Genomic DNA, 20,206 nt, shown 5'->3' with positions numbered 1-20,206 from the left:
TTTCAATTTTAAAAGACAAGTTATTACTTAACCTTTTTAGTTTTCTTTAATTTATTGATCCAAATAATAGTTCCCGTAACGGGTAAACTTGTGGCAATTAAACACACTAAAAAATAAATTATTTTAGAAAACAACCCATAAATATCTCCGGTATGAATCGGTTTTATTAAGGATGCAAATTGTACGTTTAAAGGTTTGTCTTTAAAATAATCTACTGCTAAAACTTCTCCTGAAGACGCAACATACAATCTATCTGATGTTACTGGAGAAAAATTAGCTTCATTGGTTTTTCTAAAGCTATAGTAGTTACTCTTTTTACTAGGAAAAGTTACAGATAACTCTCCTTTATAATCAAGAGTTCTATTAGCTATTAAAATTGCTTCATCAACTGAAATCACTTTATTTCCGGGGTTCTTTTCCAAATCAAATTTTGGGCTAGAACGGTTAAAAATTTTAGCTCCTATTAAATCTCCTAAACCGTCTTTATAACCTTCAAAAGACCAACACAAACCTGTAATTCCCATAATTATAAGAAAAACACATGCGTAAAAACCCAATGTATTATGCAAATCGTGATTGATGCGTTTCCAATTTGCTTTAGTTTTAATCTTAAAACCTTGTTTTATATTTCGCCATTTTAGCTTTTTAGGAAACCATAAATAAATACCAGAAATAGAGATTATTAAAAAGATAATGGTAGCAATTCCCACAATTGGCCTTCCTATTTTTATATCTAATAATAACCATCTGTGTAATTTAAACATCGACATTAAAAAAGCATCTGCACTTGTTTTTTGTACCGTTTTTATTTCACTAGAAAAAGGATTAACTAACACTTTAGAACCACGACGCTCCTTTAAGTCTTTTTTTACGTTAAAAACATACGGTTCTTCTTCATCTGCTGCAATAGTTACTCCTGTTACAAAACCCATTTCAGCAACTTTTAAGTTTGTTACCAAAGTACTTACCAATTCTTTATTTTCTGTTTTTTCAACGATAAAATCATCAGCAAAAAAATCTTTTATCTCATGCTCAAAGGTTAAAATTGTTCCGCTTAAACACACTAAAAATAAAATAATTCCACTAGCCAAACCCAACCATAAATGAATATCGTTTATTAGCTTTCTAAAAGAATAAGAAGTTGTTTTTTTCATCAGTAAAAATTATGGAGCAAAATGAGTTCTTTTTAAGAAAAACGCAAATATAAAACTCAAACTAACATCTTCAAAATTTATTTAGATTAAATATGAATAATTAACAATATAACCTCTTTTTTTTATAAAAAACCTTAAAAACAACACATACTTATTAGTTTTATAACAAAAAAAGAGGCCTTATAAAAGCCTCTTTCTTACTAACTAACCAATATAAAAAACCACTATAATTTTGCTACCAAATATTTTACTAAATCTCTAGTAGTTACAATACCTACTAGTTCAGAATCTTCAACTACTGGTAAAGCATGAAATCCTTTTGTTGTTAACAATTCTGCTGCATCCTTTATAGATGTATATGGCGGAATTGCAGTAATACTTTTGTCCATAACTTGTGCTATAGAAAAATTGTTATTTATATAACTATCTACAGATGTTTGGTCTTCATTTAAAACAGCAGAACTTACTGTTTGAATATCATAATAACTTAACATCCCTATAATTTCTTTATCACGAACTACCGGAATATGTTTTATTTTGTGTTCTATAAATAACTTTTCTGCAGTAACTAAATCATCAGTAACACATAAGGTAACTAAATTTGTTGCCATTATTGTAGATATAGGCTCATCTCTTCTCATAATTTAATCTTTTAATTATACCCACAAATTTCTGAATAAAACCAAGTTTAAAAGATGATTTTTATCAGTTTTGAAAAAAAATAAGAAAACTTTAAAGATTTCACCTAAAGTTAAGAAATCATTATATATTAAAAGAAGTTAAAAAAAAAACGACAAAGGGGCACCTAATCTTGTATTACTTAATTCCATAAAATTTAACACTTTTTATACAATAAAGTGACTTTACTGATTACCAGGTGTCTAATAAGTATTGTTAAATATATATTAAAATTGTATTTTTGTAACTTATAAAAAAATTAACATGATTAAAAATCTAAAAAGATCGAGCCTGCTTGGGGAAATAGCTCGTTTCAATTTAGTTCCCCCAACAATAAAAGCAACTGCTTTAAAAATACTTCTATTTGCAAGTGTTATACTTCTTTCTAACTCTAAAACATTTGCTCAAACAGAAGTAGTAAATACTTCTACTGTACAATCTAGTTCATACACCGTTACTGGCGGATCAAAACAAATTTCTATTGCTATCTCCGGAGGTAATGGAGGAAACGGAACCCTAGCTTTTGGAGGTCAAGGAGCTACTGCAATTGCACAATTTAATGTAAATAATGGAGATATTATTAGATATTTAGTTGCAGAAGGAGGCCGTGGTGGTAATAATACTGGTGGTGGTGGTGGTAGTACTGGTATTTACATTAACAACACTATAGTACTTATAGCTGGTGGTGGTGGTGGTGCTAGTGCTGGTACTAATACTAATGGTTTTTTTGGTATTTCCGGATTAGGAGCAGAAAGCTCTATAGCCGGCGGGAGCGGAACAGGTACCCTTCCAGGTACTGGTGGTATTGGTGGTAATGGTGGTACTGGTGGTCGTGGTGCTGCTGGTGGTGGATTCAGTGGTCCTGGACAAAACGGTACTGCTAATGGCGCTAATGGTGGTAGTGGTAGGAATACAGATTTTTCTTTAGCTGCTGGTGGTACCTCAATTACTACCAGTGGTGCAGGAGGAAGAGGACTTTCTGGTGGTGGTGCTGGTATAACTAATTCTGCTGGTGCTGGTGGTGGTGCTTCCGGTGGTGGTGGTGCTGGTACTAATGGTGCTGCCGGTGGTGGTGGTTCTTTTGTAAACACTAGTTTTTCTGGTTACATTTCTAGTTCTATTACTGCTGGTGTAGATGGAATAAATAACAATGCTTTGCAAGCAAATGGAGCAAATGGTAGTGTAAAAATTACAATTTTACAAGATACAGATGGTGACGGTATTGCAGATGTAAACGACGATGATGACGACAACGATGGTATTTTAGATATTGTAGAATGTCCTAACTTTAGTTTTAGTAAAGATTTAATAATATCTAATGCAAACGCGGGTAACCTGACAGTAGTAGAAGGTGGTGCTGCTGGCAGCCCTTTAGTTACAGATGCAGGACCTAATAACAATGAGGTAGGTTTAAGGTATATTGACCAAGCCGGAAACCCAACTTACTACAGACTAAATACACAAGGAGAAGACTATTCATACATTGATGGTAATGATTTAGTTTTTAGAATTTTTGTAGAGGACCCTGGTGAAACTTTTTGGACAACTACAGCGGTATCAAACGATATTCGTATTGGTAGTGGTGGTACACAGTACACTATAAACTTAACGGAAGCTCCTTTTGGACCAACACAACCTGTAGGTTCTGACTTTACAGTTTCTGTTCCTTTAACAGCTGCTAAATTTGGTGTAACACAAGCTGAGTTTGATGCCGTGATATCATCTTTAGATTATATAGATATTAGAGCAGAATTCTGGCTAGGTGCTACTGGTGTTTTAGAAAGTGAACTTGTTCCGCTTGATAGTGATCCATGTGATTTTGATAATGACGGCATACCAAACACTTTAGATTCAGACTCAGACAACGATGGTTGTAGTGATGCAGATGAAGCATATTATACAGGTCTTACAAATCCAGATGCAGATGCAGATGATAACGGATATTATGGTTCGGGAACACCATCCGTAGATGGAAATGGTAGAGTAAGCGCACCTTATACAACACCAAACGCATATTACTTAGATGCAAGTGTAAATACTTGTAATGATAATGATAATGACGGTGTACCAGACGGAGCAGACTTAGATGATGATAATGATGGTATTTTAGATACTGTAGAAATAAATCTTAACTGTCCATCTACAGATTATATAGATTTAGGCGCAACATTTACAAATACAACTACAGGTACAAATGGAGGGAATTCTTCCGGTACTACATCTAACCTTTACACATTTGAAGGAGTAGAAAGTACCTTTAGTTTTGAAACAACAAACTCTGTAACTTGGGCAGGTGGAGTTGCTAGTGCAGGTCCAACAGGCGGTGTAGACGGAAACTACATCAACGTACAACCAAATAACACTAAATTTCCTTTAGGTTCTTACTATCCAGCAGATGCAGCAAACATAGATGTAGCTGTTTATAAATTAACATTTACAAAACCTGTTCACAACTTAGAATTTAAATGGGGAGGATTAGATAATGATGACAGAGTAGACTTTACAGCAAATTTAAATGGAACAAATGTGCCTTTAACAATTACTAACAACACATTACCAAGTAATAATTATACAATTATAGGTCAATCTGTTATTAGTACTAATGGCGGCTCTAATGCACCAGACAACAGTGTTATTGTTTCTCTAACGGGTCCAGTAACAGAAATTGTTTTCGTTGCTGGTAAAAATAATTCAACTAATACTGCTTCTAATGTAACAATGCAGTTATTTGAATTAAAATACTGCCTAGCTGCAGACACAGATGGTGATGGTATACCAAATTATTTAGATTTAGATTCAGATGGAGACGGCTGTTTTGATGCATTAGAAGGAACAGGAAACATTACAGCAAATCAATTAACAAGTACTGGTGTAATAGATTACGCTAACCAAGGTGGCGTAAATGCACAAGGAGTTCCTAATGCAGTTGTAAACGATACATCTGTAGGCCAAGGAAATGGTACTTCAACAGACAAAGATATTCAAAGTCCAGAATGTAATACTGCTGTAAATACAGAAAATGATATTAATCAAACACCAAAAGACACTCCTGGTGATGGTGCATTATTAACTAATGATGAAAATGTTACAAGCGTAACTTCTGTTATTATAAATGGTACTACAACTCCTGTTCCTACAGGAAACACAGGTGTTACAATTACAAACGTACCTGGTGTAGATGAAAATGGTGTTGCTGTTGTAAATGCTGGTTCTATAATTATAAAAGAAGATGGTACATATACCTTTACTCCTACCGCAGGTTTTACAGGTACTATTGATACAATTACGTATACCGGAGAAGGAGCTAATAATATAACAGATACAGCTACTTTAAATATTGAAGTAGTACCAAACATTTTGTCTAACGGTAATAATCCACCAACAGCACAAGATGATGTAGCTACGACAGAATTAAATACAACGGTAAACTCTACAATACTTTCTAATGATTCTGATCCTGATGGAGATACTTTAACAGTTACGTCTAATGATGTAACAATTGGTACTGCTACAACAGTTTCTGGTATTGATGAAGACGGAGCCGTAGTTACAAATGCCGGTACTGTTCAATTAAACTCAGACGGAACTTATGAGTTTATTCCTGCTACTAATTTTACAGGTACAATAAACGATATTACATACACAGTTTCTGATGGAAACGGTGGTACAGATACTGCTATTTTAAACTTAAATGTAATTACTAATTTTGGAAACAATACGTTTGCTAATGATGATGCTAATTCTGCTCCGCAAGGAACAGATATGACAGGAAATGTATTAACCAATGATTTTGATCCTGATTTAAATGATACACAAACGGTAAGTTCAGCTTCAGTAAACGGAACAACAATAAATATTGGTACGGCTACTGTAATTCCAAATGTTGGTACATTAACTTTAAATTTAAATGGAACTTATACATTTGTGCCATTAGATACTTTTACAGGAACAATACCTGTAAAATATGAGATATGCGATACCGGATCACCTCAAAAGTGTGATGAAGCTACTTTATATTTAACGTCTATTCCTACAGATGTTACAGCAGAGAATGACATCAATCAAACCCCGAAAGACACCACTGTTGATGGAGATTTATTAACTAATGATGAAGGTATTACAAGTATAAAAGCTACCGGATTTGTTTTAGGAACACCTACAACAGTTGCTGGTGTAGATGAAAACGGAACTGTAGTTGCAAACGCTGGTTCATTAACTCTTAATGGAAACGGAACATACAGCTTTACTCCTACTACAGGTTTTACTGGAACTATTGACCCTGTAACTTACTTAGGAACTGGAGCAGGTATTGGAACAGACACAGCTACTTTATCTATTGAAGTATTACCAAATATTCAGCCTGCTGGTAACAATCCGCCAACAGCACAGAATGATGTAAATACAACAGAAATAAATACAACGGTAAACTCTACAATACTCTCTAATGATTCTGATCCTGATGGTGATGCTTTAACAGTATCTTCTACTGATGTAACAATTGGTACTGCTACAACAGTTGCGGGTATTGATGAAAATGGAGTTGCGGTTGCAAATGCAGGTACAGTGGAATTAAATAGCGACGGAACATATGAATTTATTCCTGCTACTAATTTTACAGGTACAATAAACGATATTACATACACAGTTTCTGATGGAAACGGTGGTACAGATACTGCTATTTTAAACTTAAATGTAATTACTAATTTTGGAAACAATACGTTTGCTAATGATGATGCTAATTCTGCTCCGCAAGGAACAGATATGACAGGAAATGTATTAACCAATGATTTTGATCCTGATTTAAATGATACACAAACAGTAAGTTCAGCTTCAGTAAACGGAACAACAATAAATATTGGTACGGCTACTGTAATTCCAAATGTTGGTACATTAACTTTAAATTTAAATGGAACTTATACATTTGTGCCATTAGATACTTTTACAGGAACAATACCTGTAAAATATGAGATATGCGATACCGGATCACCTCAAAAGTGTGATGAAGCTACTTTATATTTAACGTCTATTCCTACAGATGTTACAGCAGAGAATGACATCAATCAAACCCCGAAAGACACCACTGTTGATGGAGATTTATTAACTAATGATGAAGGTATTACAAGTATAAAAGCTACCGGATTTGTTTTAGGAACACCTACAACAGTTGCTGGTGTAGATGAAAACGGAACTGTAGTTGCAAACGCTGGTTCATTAACTCTTAATGGAAACGGAACATACAGCTTTACTCCTACTACAGGTTTTACTGGAACTATTGACCCTGTAACTTACTTAGGAACTGGAGCAGGTATTGGAACAGATACCGCTACGCTATCTATTGAAGTATTACCAAATATTCAGCCTGCTGGTAACAATCTGCCAACGGCGCAAAATGATGTAAATACTACAGAAATAAATACAACGGTAAACTCTACAATACTCTCTAATGATTCTGATCCTGATGGTGATGCTTTAACAGTATCTTCTACTGATGTAACAATTGGTACTGCTACAACAGTTGCGGGTATTGATGAAAATGGAGTTGCGGTTGCAAATGCAGGTACAGTGGAATTAAATAGCGACGGAACATATGAATTTATTCCTGCTACTAATTTTACAGGAACTATAAACGATATTACCTACACTGTTTCTGATGGAAATGGTGGTACAGATACTGCAGTTTTAAACTTAAATGTTGTTGACAACTTTGGAAACAATACGTTTGCTAATGATGATGCTAATTCTGCTCCGCAAGGAACTACAATGAATGGTGATGTTGTTGCAAATGACTTTGATCCAGAAGGAAATACAAAAACAGTTACTACTGCTTCTGCTACTTTTAACGGTACAACAACAGCAATTACTGTTGGAACACCAACAACGATTACGGGAGTAGGTACTTTAACTTTAAACGCAATTGGAACTTATACATTTGTGCCTGATGCTGATTTTGTGGGAACAATTCCTGTAACATACAGCGAGTGTGATAATGGAACTCCACAAGCATGTGATGAAGCTACTTTATATTTAACGTCTATTCCTGCTGATGTTACAGCAGAAAATGATATCAATCAAACACCGCAAGATACTCCTGTTGATGGTTCTTTAATTACAAACGACCAAGGAATAACAAGCGTTACAGCTACTGGATTTACTTTAGGAACCCCTAAAACAGTTGCTGGTGTTGATAAAAACGGAGTTACTGTTACAAATGCTGGTTCTTTAACTATTAACGGAAACGGAACGTACACTTTTGTACCTGCTGCAGGGTTTACAGGAACTATTGATCCAGTAACTTACACAGGAACTGGTGATGATGGAGCAACAGACACAGCCTCTTTATCTATTGAAGTATTGCCAAACATTCAGCCTGCTGGTAACAATCCGCCAACGGCACAGAATGATGTAAATACTACTGAACAAGATACAAATATAACATCAACATTACTTTCTAATGATTCTGATTCAGATGGAGATGCATTAGAAATTACAGGAGCAACAATACCTGATGCACCAGGTAACCCTGGTCTATTTATATTAGGCACCCAAAAAACTGTTTCAGGTATTAATGGAAACGGAGAAGTTATTAGTGATGCTGGTTCTTTAACAATTAATGATGACGGCACCTATACTTTTGAGCCTACAACTGGTTTTACAGGTACTGTACAAGATGTTACATACACCATTTCTGATGGTAATGGTGGTACAGATACAGCTATACTTAGTTTAAATGTAATTCCTGATTTTGGAAACAATACGTTTGCCAATGATGACGCTAATTCTGCTCCGCAAGGAACTACAATGAATGGTGATGTTGTTGCAAATGACTTTGATCCAGAAGGAAATACAAAAACAGTTACTACTGCTTCTGCTACTTTTAACGGTACAACAACAGCAATTACTGTTGGAACACCAACAACGATTACAGGAGTAGGTACTTTAACTTTAAACGCAATTGGAACTTATACATTTGTGCCTGATGCTGATTTTGTGGGAACAATTCCTGTAACATACAGCGAGTGTGATAATGGAACTCCACAAGCATGTGATGAAGCTACTTTATATTTAACGTCTATTCCTGCTGATGTTACTGCAGAAAATGATATCAATCAAACACCGCAGGACACTTCTGTTGATGGTTCTTTAATTACAAACGACCAAGGAATAACAAGCGTTACCGCTACTGGATTTACTTTAGGAACTGCTAAAATAGTTTCGGGTGTTGATAAAAACGGAGTTACTGTTACAAATGCTGGTTCTTTAACTATTAACGGAAACGGAACGTACACTTTTGTACCTGCTGCAGGGTTTACAGGAACTATTGATCCTGTTACTTACACAGGAACTGGTGATGATGGAGCTAAAGACACAGCCACTTTATCTATTGAAGTAATACCAAACATTCAGCCTGCTGGTAACAATCCACCAACGGCACAGAATGATGTAAATACTACAGAAATTAACACAACTATAAATTCTAATGTAATTTCTAATGATAGTGATCCTGACGGTGATGCTTTAACGGTATCTTCTGCTGATGTAACTATTGGAACAGCAACAACAGTTGCGGGTATTGATGAAAATGGAGTTGCGGTTGCAGATGCAGGTACAGTGGAATTAAATAGCGACGGAACATATGAATATATTCCTTCTACTAATTTTACAGGAACTATAAACGATATTATCTACACTGTTTCTGATGGAAATGGTGGTACAGATACTGCGGTGCTTAGTTTAAATGTAATTCCTGATTTTGGAAACAATACATTTGCCAATGATGATGCTAATTCTGCTCCGCAAGGAACTACAATGAATGGTGATATTGTTGCAAATGACTTTGATCCAGAAAATGATAACCAAACAGTTACAGGTGCAACTGCAAATGGAACGCCTATTACAATTGGAACAAAAACAACGATTCCAAATGTTGGAGATTTAACATTAAACGCTGATGGATCTTATACTTTTGAACCATTATCTAGTTTTGTAGGAACAGTTCCTGTTACCTACATAATTAATGATGACGGAACAACAGTTGCTAGTGATGAAGCAACTTTGTATTTGACTTCTATTCCTGCTGACGTTACTGCAGAAAATGATATCAATCAAACACCGCAAGACACTTCTATTGATGGTTCTTTAATTACAAACGACCAAGGAATAACAAGCGTTACCGCTACTGGATTTACTTTAGGAACTGCTAAAACAGTTTCGGGTGTTGATAACAACGGAAACACGGTTGCTAATGCTGGTTCTTTAACTATTAACGTAAACGGAACGTACACTTTTGTACCTGCTGCAGGGTTTACAGGAACTATTGATCCTTTTACTTACACAGGAACTGGTGATGATGGAGCTACAGACACAGCCACTTTATCTATTGAAGTAATACCAAACATTCAGCCTGCTGGTAACAATCCACCAACGGCACAGAATGATGTAAATACTACAGAAATTAACACAACTATAAATTCTAATGTAATTTCTAATGATAGTGATCCTGACGGTGATGCTTTAACGGTATCTTCTGCTGATGTAACTATTGGAACAGCAACAACAGTTGCGGGTATTGATGAAAATGGAGTTGCGGTTGCAGATGCAGGTACAGTGGAATTAAATAGCGACGGAACATATGAATATATTCCTTCTACTAATTTTACAGGAACTATAAACGATATTATCTACACTGTTTCTGATGGAAATGGTGGTACAGATACTGCGGTGCTTAGTTTAAATGTAATTCCTGATTTTGGAAACAATACATTTGCCAATGATGATGCTAATTCTGCTCCGCAAGGAACTACAATGAATGGTGATATTGTTGCAAATGACTTTGATCCAGAAAATGATAACCAAACGGTTACGGATGCAACTGCAAATGGAACGCCTATTACAATTGGAACAAAAACAACGATTCCAAATGTTGGAGATTTAACATTAAACGCTGATGGATCTTATACTTTTGAACCATTATCTAGTTTTGTGGGAACAGTACCTGTTACTTACATAATTAATGATGACGGAACAACAAGTGCTAGTGACCAAGCTACTTTATATTTAACGTCTATTCCTGCTGATGTTACTGCAGAAAATGATATCAATCAAACACCGCAGGACACTTCTGTTGATGGTTCTTTAATTACAAACGACCAAGGAATAACAAGCGTTACCGCTACTGGATTTACTTTAGGAACTGCTAAAACAGTTTCGGGTATTGATAACAACGGAAACACGGTTACTAATGCTGGTTCTTTAACTATTAACGGAAACGGAACGTACACTTTTGTACCTGCTGCAGGGTTTACAGGAACTATTGATCCTGTTACTTACACAGGAACTAGTGATGATGGAGCTACAGACACAGCTACTTTATCTATTGAAGTAATACCAAACGTTCAACCGAATAGTAATCCGCCAACGGCGCAAAATGATGTAAATACTACAGAAGTAAATACACCAGTAAATTCAAACTTACTTAATAATGACAGTGACACAGATGGTGATATTATTACTGTAACTTCTGCAACAAGAATAGTATCTGGTAATCCTGTAGATATAGCTATGGGCTCTGCTATTGCAGTTTTTGGAATTAATGAAAGCGGTAATTCAGTTCCTGCTGGTAATATTACAATAATGCCTAATGGTGATTATACGTATTCTCCTATTATTGGTTCTACTAGTTTTGTTGGTACTGTAGAACCTATTACATACACCATTTCTGATGGCAATGGCGGTACTGATACTGCTATTCTAAACATAGATGTAATTGATAATTTTGGAAACAATACATTTGCTAATGATGATGCTAATTCTGCTCCGCAAGGAACAGATATGGACGGTAATGTTGTTACAAATGACTTCGATCCTGAAGGAAATACACAAACTGTTACTACCGCTTCCGCTTTAGTAGGAACAGCTACAACTCCGGTTACTATTGATACACCAACAACAATTACAGGAGTAGGTACTTTAACTTTAAACGCAAATGGAACTTATACCTTTGTTCCTGATGCTAATTTTATTGGAACAGTCCCTGTAACTTACAGTATATGTGATGGTGCAACACCAGAAGCGTGTGACCAAGCTACTTTGTATTTGACTTCAATTCCTAAAGTTCTTGAAGCAAACGCAATGATTACGCAAGTATATCAAGTAGGTGCAGAAAAATGGATAGAAATTACCAACATAGGTACAACAGATATTCCTGCAAATACTATTCTAGTACAATTATATAAGGATAAATCAGGAGATCAAACTGGTGTAGAACCAGATGTTAATGCTATTGTTACATCTGTATTAGAAATTGGTAAATCTGTTTTATTTAACAACAGTGCAACTACTTCTATTACAAATCTAGGAACGACCACTATTCAAACAAACACTAATTTAACAGATTTGGATGATGCTACTAATGATATTATCACCTTATCAACTGCTAGCGGATTAAATTCATGGGCAAATAGATATGATGTAGCTTCTAATATAACAAACCAAACTTCTGCTGTAAGAATCGATGAAAGGTTAACAACTAACAAAGATTATGACGCAGATGAATGGGTAGTATTTATTGATGATGCAATAACTCCTTATCAACCAATTGGTGATACTGAAGTTTCAGGAACTAAAAGACATCCTCAAGATCCATTAATTTCTGAAATATTAAATTCAGATACAGAAGCGAATACGTTGTTAGGCTTACATAGAATTAACATTACTACTTCAACTACAAGTAGTAATGTATATACTAATGGTTTTCCAGATAGATCTCGTTCTGTAGTAATTGATCAAGATTTTGAACATATTGGTAATAGATTAAGTGCAAGAAAACTAAAAGTTGAATCAGGTAATACATTAACAGTAACAGATCAACTATTAGTTGTTACTAATGATATTACTTTAGATGGAGATATTCGTTTATCAGGTACGTTAGCACAATTAGTACAAACGCATACTGGTACTAGTACAATTACAAGTACAGGTGTAATGGGGAATCTTTTAGTAGACCAAAATTCTACAATACCAAGTTTATACAGATATGGTTATATGAGTTCTCCTGTAAATTCAGGAACCAACATCTACACAATAGAAGATGTATTAAAAGATGGTACAGACCCTAGTAATCCAAAGGATATCAAATTTGTTTCTGGATATGATGGATCTTTTGATGAAACAAATACACTTGCCATTTCACTTGCACCTTACTGGATATACACCTATTCACCAGAATCTAATGGTAGAGCTAATTGGGCACACCAATATGAAGATGGAGAAATAAATAGTGGAGATGGATTTATTTTTAAAGGACCTGGAAAATTACTAGGACAAAATTATACATTTGTTGGTACTCCTAATGATGGTGAATTCAATACCCATAACACTTTAGGTGCAGGAGAAGATTACTTAATAGGTAACCCTTTCCCTTCTGCTATGAATGCTAAGAAGTTTATACAAGACAACTTAGATCAGACAACAGGAACACTTTACTTCTGGGAACATAAAGAAAGTGCTATTGGTGAAGGACAAGGTATTGACGGACATATATTTGGTGGGTATATTGGAGGGTATGCAACATTAAACCTAAGTGGTGGTGTTGCGGCAGATGTACCTGCAAATACTAGTAATGATAACAATGGAACTTCTGGCACAGAAAGTGAAACTGATTATACAACACCTCTTCCATACATTGCAATCGGGCAAGGATTCTTTATTGAAGGAGATGTTGGTGGAACAATAGAGTTTAATAACAGCCAAAGAGCTTATGTTACAGAAGGTAATGAATCTGTTTTCTTTAAAACAAGTGAACAAGCTAGTAAATCTAAAACTACTTCTGATGCATTACCTTTTATTAAATTAGGTTTTGAATATAACAATGAAGATAATTTATTCTTACACCATCAAATAGGAATCTCTTTCCAAGCAACAAATTCTTTTGCTTTTAATAAAGGATACGACTCGGAAGCATATGAAACTGGTAAAACAGACATGTATTGGAAATTCCCTAATGATGATAAAAATTATGTGATTGCTGGTGTTCAAGAAATCTCTAACGAGTTAGAAGTTCCTTTAGAAGTAATTGTTGATTATTCTGGACAAGTGAATATAATGGTAGATGAAACTGAAAATGTAACTAGAGATATTTATATTACAGATAAACTTACTGGAACCTCTTATGATGTTACAAATGATGAAATCACTTTAACTTTAGATAAAGGAATTTATACAGATCGTTTTGTACTTGCTTTTACTCCAAGTAGTACTTTAAACCTAGAAGATGAAATATTAGATGCATACACCAATATTTATGCAGACAATGAAAACCACCAAATTGTAATTTCTAAAAATAATGAAGTAGAAATTAATAAGGTAGAGTTGTTTGACATTATAGGTAAAAAAGTAAGTCTTTGGAATATTAAAGAACAAAAAGATACGTATCAATTAGAAATTAAAAAACAAATACCAACGGGTATTTACATTGTAAAAATGAATACCAACAAAGGTACTGTTAACAAAAAAGTGGTTATTGAGTAAAAAGCTCCTCCTCTTTTTTATTAAAGAATAATTAAATATTAAAATGAGTAACAGAATTAAATTTCTGTTACTCATTTTTTTTATAACAGTTTCAACAAAAATATTAGTAAAAATATATCATCAAAATAAAAAAGTACATAAACTAGAGATAATACAAACACTATATCTAACAATTTTGACCTAATTAAATAAAAAAAATAATGAAAGTACATTAATATTAATTCTATAAAAAATAGGTTAATAATTAACTAATCAACAAAAAAAACCACAAAAAAATAGTCATCTAAAAATAATAAAGAAATATAAAAACCAAATAGGTATTTAATGCGTATTTATTATAACTTAAATAGTCTTTAAATTATTAGTCCACACTAAATAACACCTTTCTTCATAAATAATCTACTACTTTTGTAATAAAAAATATCCCCTCATGATTAACCTCCTAACCAAAAAGAAATTGTTTCGTTTAAACAAAACACACGTCTTATGGGTTCTTTTTCTAATATCAATAAATAGTTTCTCACAGTTTTTAAATAGTAGTTTTGAAGACAATACTACTAACATTGCATTTACAACTCCTAACACGAATAATTCAATTTGGAGTGATCAAAATTTAACAGAAATTATTTCTAATAATAAAAAGAACAATGTTCCTTTTATTGATCAACCTAATGTATCAAATAGATTAAACGAAACAGGTTTACCTTATTTAGCAAAAAGTATCAATTCTGAAAAAACATCAAAATATAGAATTACTAATATCGCTATGGTAGATACAGACAATGATGGTGTAGATGATGTTACAGATATTGATGATGATAACGATGGTATTTTAGATGTTAATGAAGTTGATACTTCTTGTGTAACCGCTATTGATGGTCGTTTAAATTATGAATTTTACGATAGCGTTCCATCTAATTCTACTGTAGACAACATTCCAACAACAGGAGCAGCAGGAACAGGCACCGTTACAGAATTTAATGTAGATGCCTTATTTGCAATAGTTACTCCTGGAGATGGAAATACATTTAGTGTACGATATACTGGTTTTATAAATATTGAAACCTCAGAAACATACACTTTCTATACAAACTCAGATGATGGTTCTAAATTATTTATAGATGATACCGAAATTGTAAATAATGACGGAGATCATGGTTCCAGAGAAAGAAATGGTAACATTTCTTTATTACCAGGCTTACATAGTATCACTGTACTCTTTTACGAAGATGGTGGTGGAGAATCTCTTACCGTTCAATACTCAACCAACACAATACCTAAGGCTAGCATCCCTTTTTCTAAACTATCTTCAGCTCCTATTTGTAACAATGACTTAGATGGAGATACTGTTCCTAATTCGCTAGATTTAGATTCAGATAACGATGGTATTCCAGATAATATTGAAGCCCAAACAACTACAGGTTATATAGCACCTTCAGGAATCGATTCAGACAATGATGGTTTAGATAATGCTTATGATGCAACCCCTAACGGTAATTCAGACGGATCAGGTTCTTTAGGATTAACTGCTATTAACACAGATAAAAATGCTACTTCTGGTGCAGATCTAGACCCAGATTTTTTAGACTTAGACTCTGATGGAGATGGTTTATTTGACGTAGTAGAATCTGGCAGTAATTTACCCAACGATAGTGCAGGTAAAGTTACAGAAACCGTTGGTGCAAATGGACTTGTAGATACCATTGAAACAGGAAATACAGATAATTTATACACAGATGTAAACGGAGGATATGATGATACACAAACTGATAACTTTACAGATACAGACGGAGATGTTAACTCTTCTATAGGTGATGTAGATTATAGAGATATAACCGTAAATACAGATATAGACAATGATGGAATACCAGATTCTATAGACGCAGATAGCGACAATGACGGTATTTTAGATAGTATCGAAGATGGAAATTGTGACATTTCTGAAAAAGAAGAAGTAATTGTAATTTCTAGTGAAGATTTTGGAACAAGCTCTACAAGAACAACAAATAATAATGTAAAAAACCATTCTTACAGTAGTACTGGTGCTATACCAGATGGCTCTTACGCAGTAGTTTCATCACTTACTACAGGTCTTCAAACCTACAATCGTACAGATGCTAACGGAAATATAGACGCAAATATAGATCAGTTTACGGGACCTGCTGGTGGCTCTACAAACGGAAGGTATTTAGCTATAAATATGATTAATCAAGGTAATACCGAGTTTTATCGTCAGTCTTTAACCAATTTAATTATTGGAACAGACTATAGGTTTAGACTAGATTTAGCGGGTTTATGTAACGGATGTAGTGACAAGCCAATTTTTAGATTGGAAGTACAAGATACTTCAGGAGCAACAACACAAACTATATCATCACCAGCTGCAGGAGAACCTAATGACGATATTTGGAGAAGAGTCTCTTTAAGCTTTACTGCAACAAAAACCAATTTAGATATCGTAATTTTTAACGACCAACCTAATGGTTCTGCAGGTAATGATGTTGGTGTAGATAATATTGTTTTTGCTACTTTAAAATGCCCTGCTAGCTTTGTTGATCCAGATGGAGATGGCTTTCCTAACTCATTAGATTTAGATTCAGATAATGATGGTATTCCAGATGTTATAGAGTCTGGAGGTACAGATGTAAATAGAGATGGAAAAGCAGATGGTACCCCTAATGCCAGTAATGGAATTCCAAGTTCTGCCGGTACAGGTAATACACCAACAAACACAGATGGAGATACTGCTGCAGATTACTTAGATTTAGACGCAGATAATGATGGTATACCAGACAATATAGAAGCGCAAACAACTAAAGACTACGTAACACCAAGTGGTTCTGGTGCAGGAATAGCAGATCTAAATAACAACGGTGTAGATGATCTTTATGAATCTGGAGCTATTATTGGTCTAAACCCAACAAACACAGACACAGATACTATACCAGATTATTTAGATTTAGACGCTGATGGTGATGGAATATTTGATGTTATAGAATCTGGTACAGGTTTACCAAATGATGGTAACGGAGTATCTACAGGTACTTTTGGTATTAATGGTTTAAATGACCTTGCAGAAACGGGTAATACAGATTTAGGTTATACCGATGTAAATGGTGTTTTTGACAACACACAAACGGATAATTTTACAGATATTGATGAAGATGTATTCACTTTTGGAGATGTAGATTACAGAGATATTTCTGATGATGGAATTGCCATGATAACACAAGTATATCAATTTGATGATGAAAGATGGATCGAAGTAACAAACATTAACAAAACCAAAAGTATTGCTGCTAACCTTATTCAAATTCAACTATATGTAGATAGAACAGGTACTCAATCAACTGCACCAAATGCTTTTTATACATTTCCAAATATATTAGCTGCTGGTAAATCTATATTATTAAAAAGCACAAATAATACAATTACTAATTTTGATAACTCAGACCCAGCAAGGGTTATTACTAACGATGTAATAACCAACTTTGTTGGTGCTAATGATATGATTACTTTATCATCAGCTAACGATGATTCTTCTTACCAAAATAGATATGATGTTATAGAAGCATTTGCAGATAAGACATCGCATGTAAGAATAGATGAAACATTAACCTATAATAAAGACTACGACGCTGCGGAATGGGTAGTATTTATAGATGATGCTATTTTACCTTATCAAACGGTTGGTAACACTGCAATTACGGGAGTTAAAAGACATCCTCAAGATCCTTTAATATCAGAAATAACAACATCTAATACAGCAGCAAACACTTTATTGGGTTTACATAACATAGATATTACCACATCTAATTCTGCTAGTAATACTTGGACTAATGGTTATCCAGATAGATCTCGTTCTGTAGTAATTGATCAAGATTTTGAACATACTGGTAATAGATTAAGTGCAAGAAAACTAAAAGTAGATGCAACTAAAAAACTAACAGTAACAGATCAATTATTAGTAGTTACTAATGATATTACTTTAGACGGAAACATTCGTCTAGCAGGTACATCACAATTAGTACAAACACATACAACAGGCACTAAAATATCTGGTAATGGAAACCTTTTAGTAGATCTAAACTCAGAAATACCAAGTTTATACAGATATGGTTATATGAGCTCTCCGGTAAACTCATCTGGTACTACTTATACAGTAGAAGATGTATTAAAAGATGGTACAGACCCTACAACCCCAAAAGACATTACGTTTGTTTCTGGTTTTGATGGTTCTTTTACTTCAACAGGTATTTCATTAGCTGATTATTGGATATATACCTACGCTCCTGCTTCTAACGGTAGAGCTAATTGGGTACAACAATTTAAAAATGGTGTTATTAATAGAGCTGACGGTTATATTTTTAAAGGTCCAGGAAGAGCTCAAAACTACACTTTTATAGGTACACCAAATGATGGTGGTTTTGACACGGCACTTCCTATAGGCGCAGGAGATGATTACTTAGTTGGTAACCCTTTCCCTTCTGCAATGAATGCCAGAAAATTTATAGAAGATAATTTAGCCACAACCACCGGAACACTTTATTTATGGGAACATAAAGAAAGTGCTAACGGAGAAGGAAACGGAATTGACGGACATGTATTTGGAGGATATGTAGGAGGATACGCAACTATAAACCTTGGTGGTACAGCGGCTGCAAGCAGTAATGTTCCAGATAATAATGATAATGGTACTTCTGGCACTGGTGATGCTTCTTATTCTTATACTTCTCCCCTACCATATATAGCAATAGGGCAAGGTTTCTTTATAGAAGGAGACGAAACTACAGGCGGAATCGTTAACTTTAACAATAGCCAAAGAGCCTATGTTACCGAAGGGCCAGAATCTGTATTTTTTAAAGCAAACAAAAAAACAAATACAACTACTACAGATTTATTACCATTAATAAAATTAGGGTTTGAATATAAAAATACTGATGAACTAAATATCCACCATCAAATTACAGTTACTTTTCAAGAAACAAATTCTTTTGCTTTTAACAAAGGATATGACTCGGAAGTATATGAAACTGGTAAAACAGATATGTATTGGAAATTCCCTAATGATGATAAAAACTATGTAATTGCTGGTGTTCAAGAAATCTCTAACGAGTTAGAAGTTCCTTTAGAAGTAATTGTTGATTATTCTGGACAAGTGAATATAATGGTAGATGAAACTGAAAATGTAACTAGAGATATTTACATTACAGATAAACTTACCGGAACTTCTTATAATGTTACAGATAACAAAATCACTTTAACTTTAAATAAAGGAATTTATACAGATCGTTTTGTACTTGCTTTTTCAGAGAGTAACGTATTAGGTTTAGATGATGATGTTTTATCTGCCTTTACAAATATTTATGCAGACAATGAAAACCATAAAATTGTAATTTCTAAAAATAATGAAATAGAAATTAATAAGGTAGAGTTGTTTGATATTCTTGGTAAAAAAGTAAATACCTGGAAAATTAAAGAACAAAAAGATACGTATCAATTAGAAATCAAAAAACAAATACCAACGGGTATTTACATTGTAAAAATGAATACAGATAAAGGTATTATTAACAAAAAGATTATGATATAAAATACAACTATATAAACTAAAAAAAATGATGCTACTAACTCAAGTACCTCCAGTAAACCCACCACCTCCTCCACCAGGTCTAGAGATTGATAATGGAATTTTAATACTAGGAATCACAGCTATATTGTATGCTGTTTTTAGCATCCTAAATATTAAAAAATTAAAATACAAATAATTACCTAGCAGAAAATTGGAGTAACAGATATGTATTAAAAATTCTCTAATAATGATAGAAAATATGTAATTACTAGAATACAAA

General features: G+C 34.0%; 4 protein-coding genes. 2 read left to right on the top strand and 2 right to left on the bottom strand.

All coding sequences use genetic code 11. The features are described 5' to 3' along the window. Nucleotides 1-23: 23 nt before the first annotated feature. A complete protein-coding gene (locus H0I29_RS09515) occupies nucleotides 24-1,154 on the bottom strand; it encodes a PepSY domain-containing protein (RefSeq protein ID WP_218752096.1) in 1,131 nt (376 codons plus the stop codon). A gap of 224 nt (nucleotides 1,155-1,378) precedes the next feature. After that, nucleotides 1,379-1,795 (bottom strand): CBS domain-containing protein, encoded by a 417-nt coding sequence (locus tag H0I29_RS09510; protein ID WP_025562381.1) that lies wholly within the window; start codon nucleotides 1,793-1,795, stop codon nucleotides 1,379-1,381. A 301-nt stretch (nucleotides 1,796-2,096) separates the two neighbouring features. On the opposite strand from H0I29_RS09510, the gene H0I29_RS09505 reads away from it, so the two are divergent. Continuing rightward, nucleotides 2,097-14,357, top strand: a complete 12,261-nt coding sequence (locus H0I29_RS09505) for an Ig-like domain-containing protein (RefSeq protein WP_218752095.1) — start codon at nucleotides 2,097-2,099, stop codon at nucleotides 14,355-14,357. A gap of 430 nt (nucleotides 14,358-14,787) precedes the next feature. Then, a complete protein-coding gene (locus tag H0I29_RS09500; protein WP_218752094.1) occupies nucleotides 14,788-19,947 on the top strand; it encodes a PA14 domain-containing protein in 5,160 nt (1,719 codons plus the stop codon). Nucleotides 19,948-20,206: the final 259 nt, after the last annotated feature.

The organism is Polaribacter sp. R2A056_3_33 (genome assembly GCF_019278485.1).
GTDB lineage: Bacteria > Bacteroidota > Bacteroidia > Flavobacteriales > Flavobacteriaceae > Polaribacter.
This window is presented reverse-complemented; position numbering and strand designations above follow the sequence as displayed.

Coding starts and splice junctions, on each gene's coding strand:
- H0I29_RS09505 (WP_218752095.1), top strand. CDS start 2,097: ATGATTAAAAATCTAAAAAGATCGAGCCTGCTTGGGGAAATAGCTCGT.
- H0I29_RS09500 (WP_218752094.1), top strand. CDS start 14,788: ATGATTAACCTCCTAACCAAAAAGAAATTGTTTCGTTTAAACAAAACA.
- H0I29_RS09510 (WP_025562381.1), bottom strand. CDS start 1,795: ATGAGAAGAGATGAGCCTATATCTACAATAATGGCAACAAATTTAGTT.
- H0I29_RS09515 (WP_218752096.1), bottom strand. CDS start 1,154: ATGAAAAAAACAACTTCTTATTCTTTTAGAAAGCTAATAAACGATATT.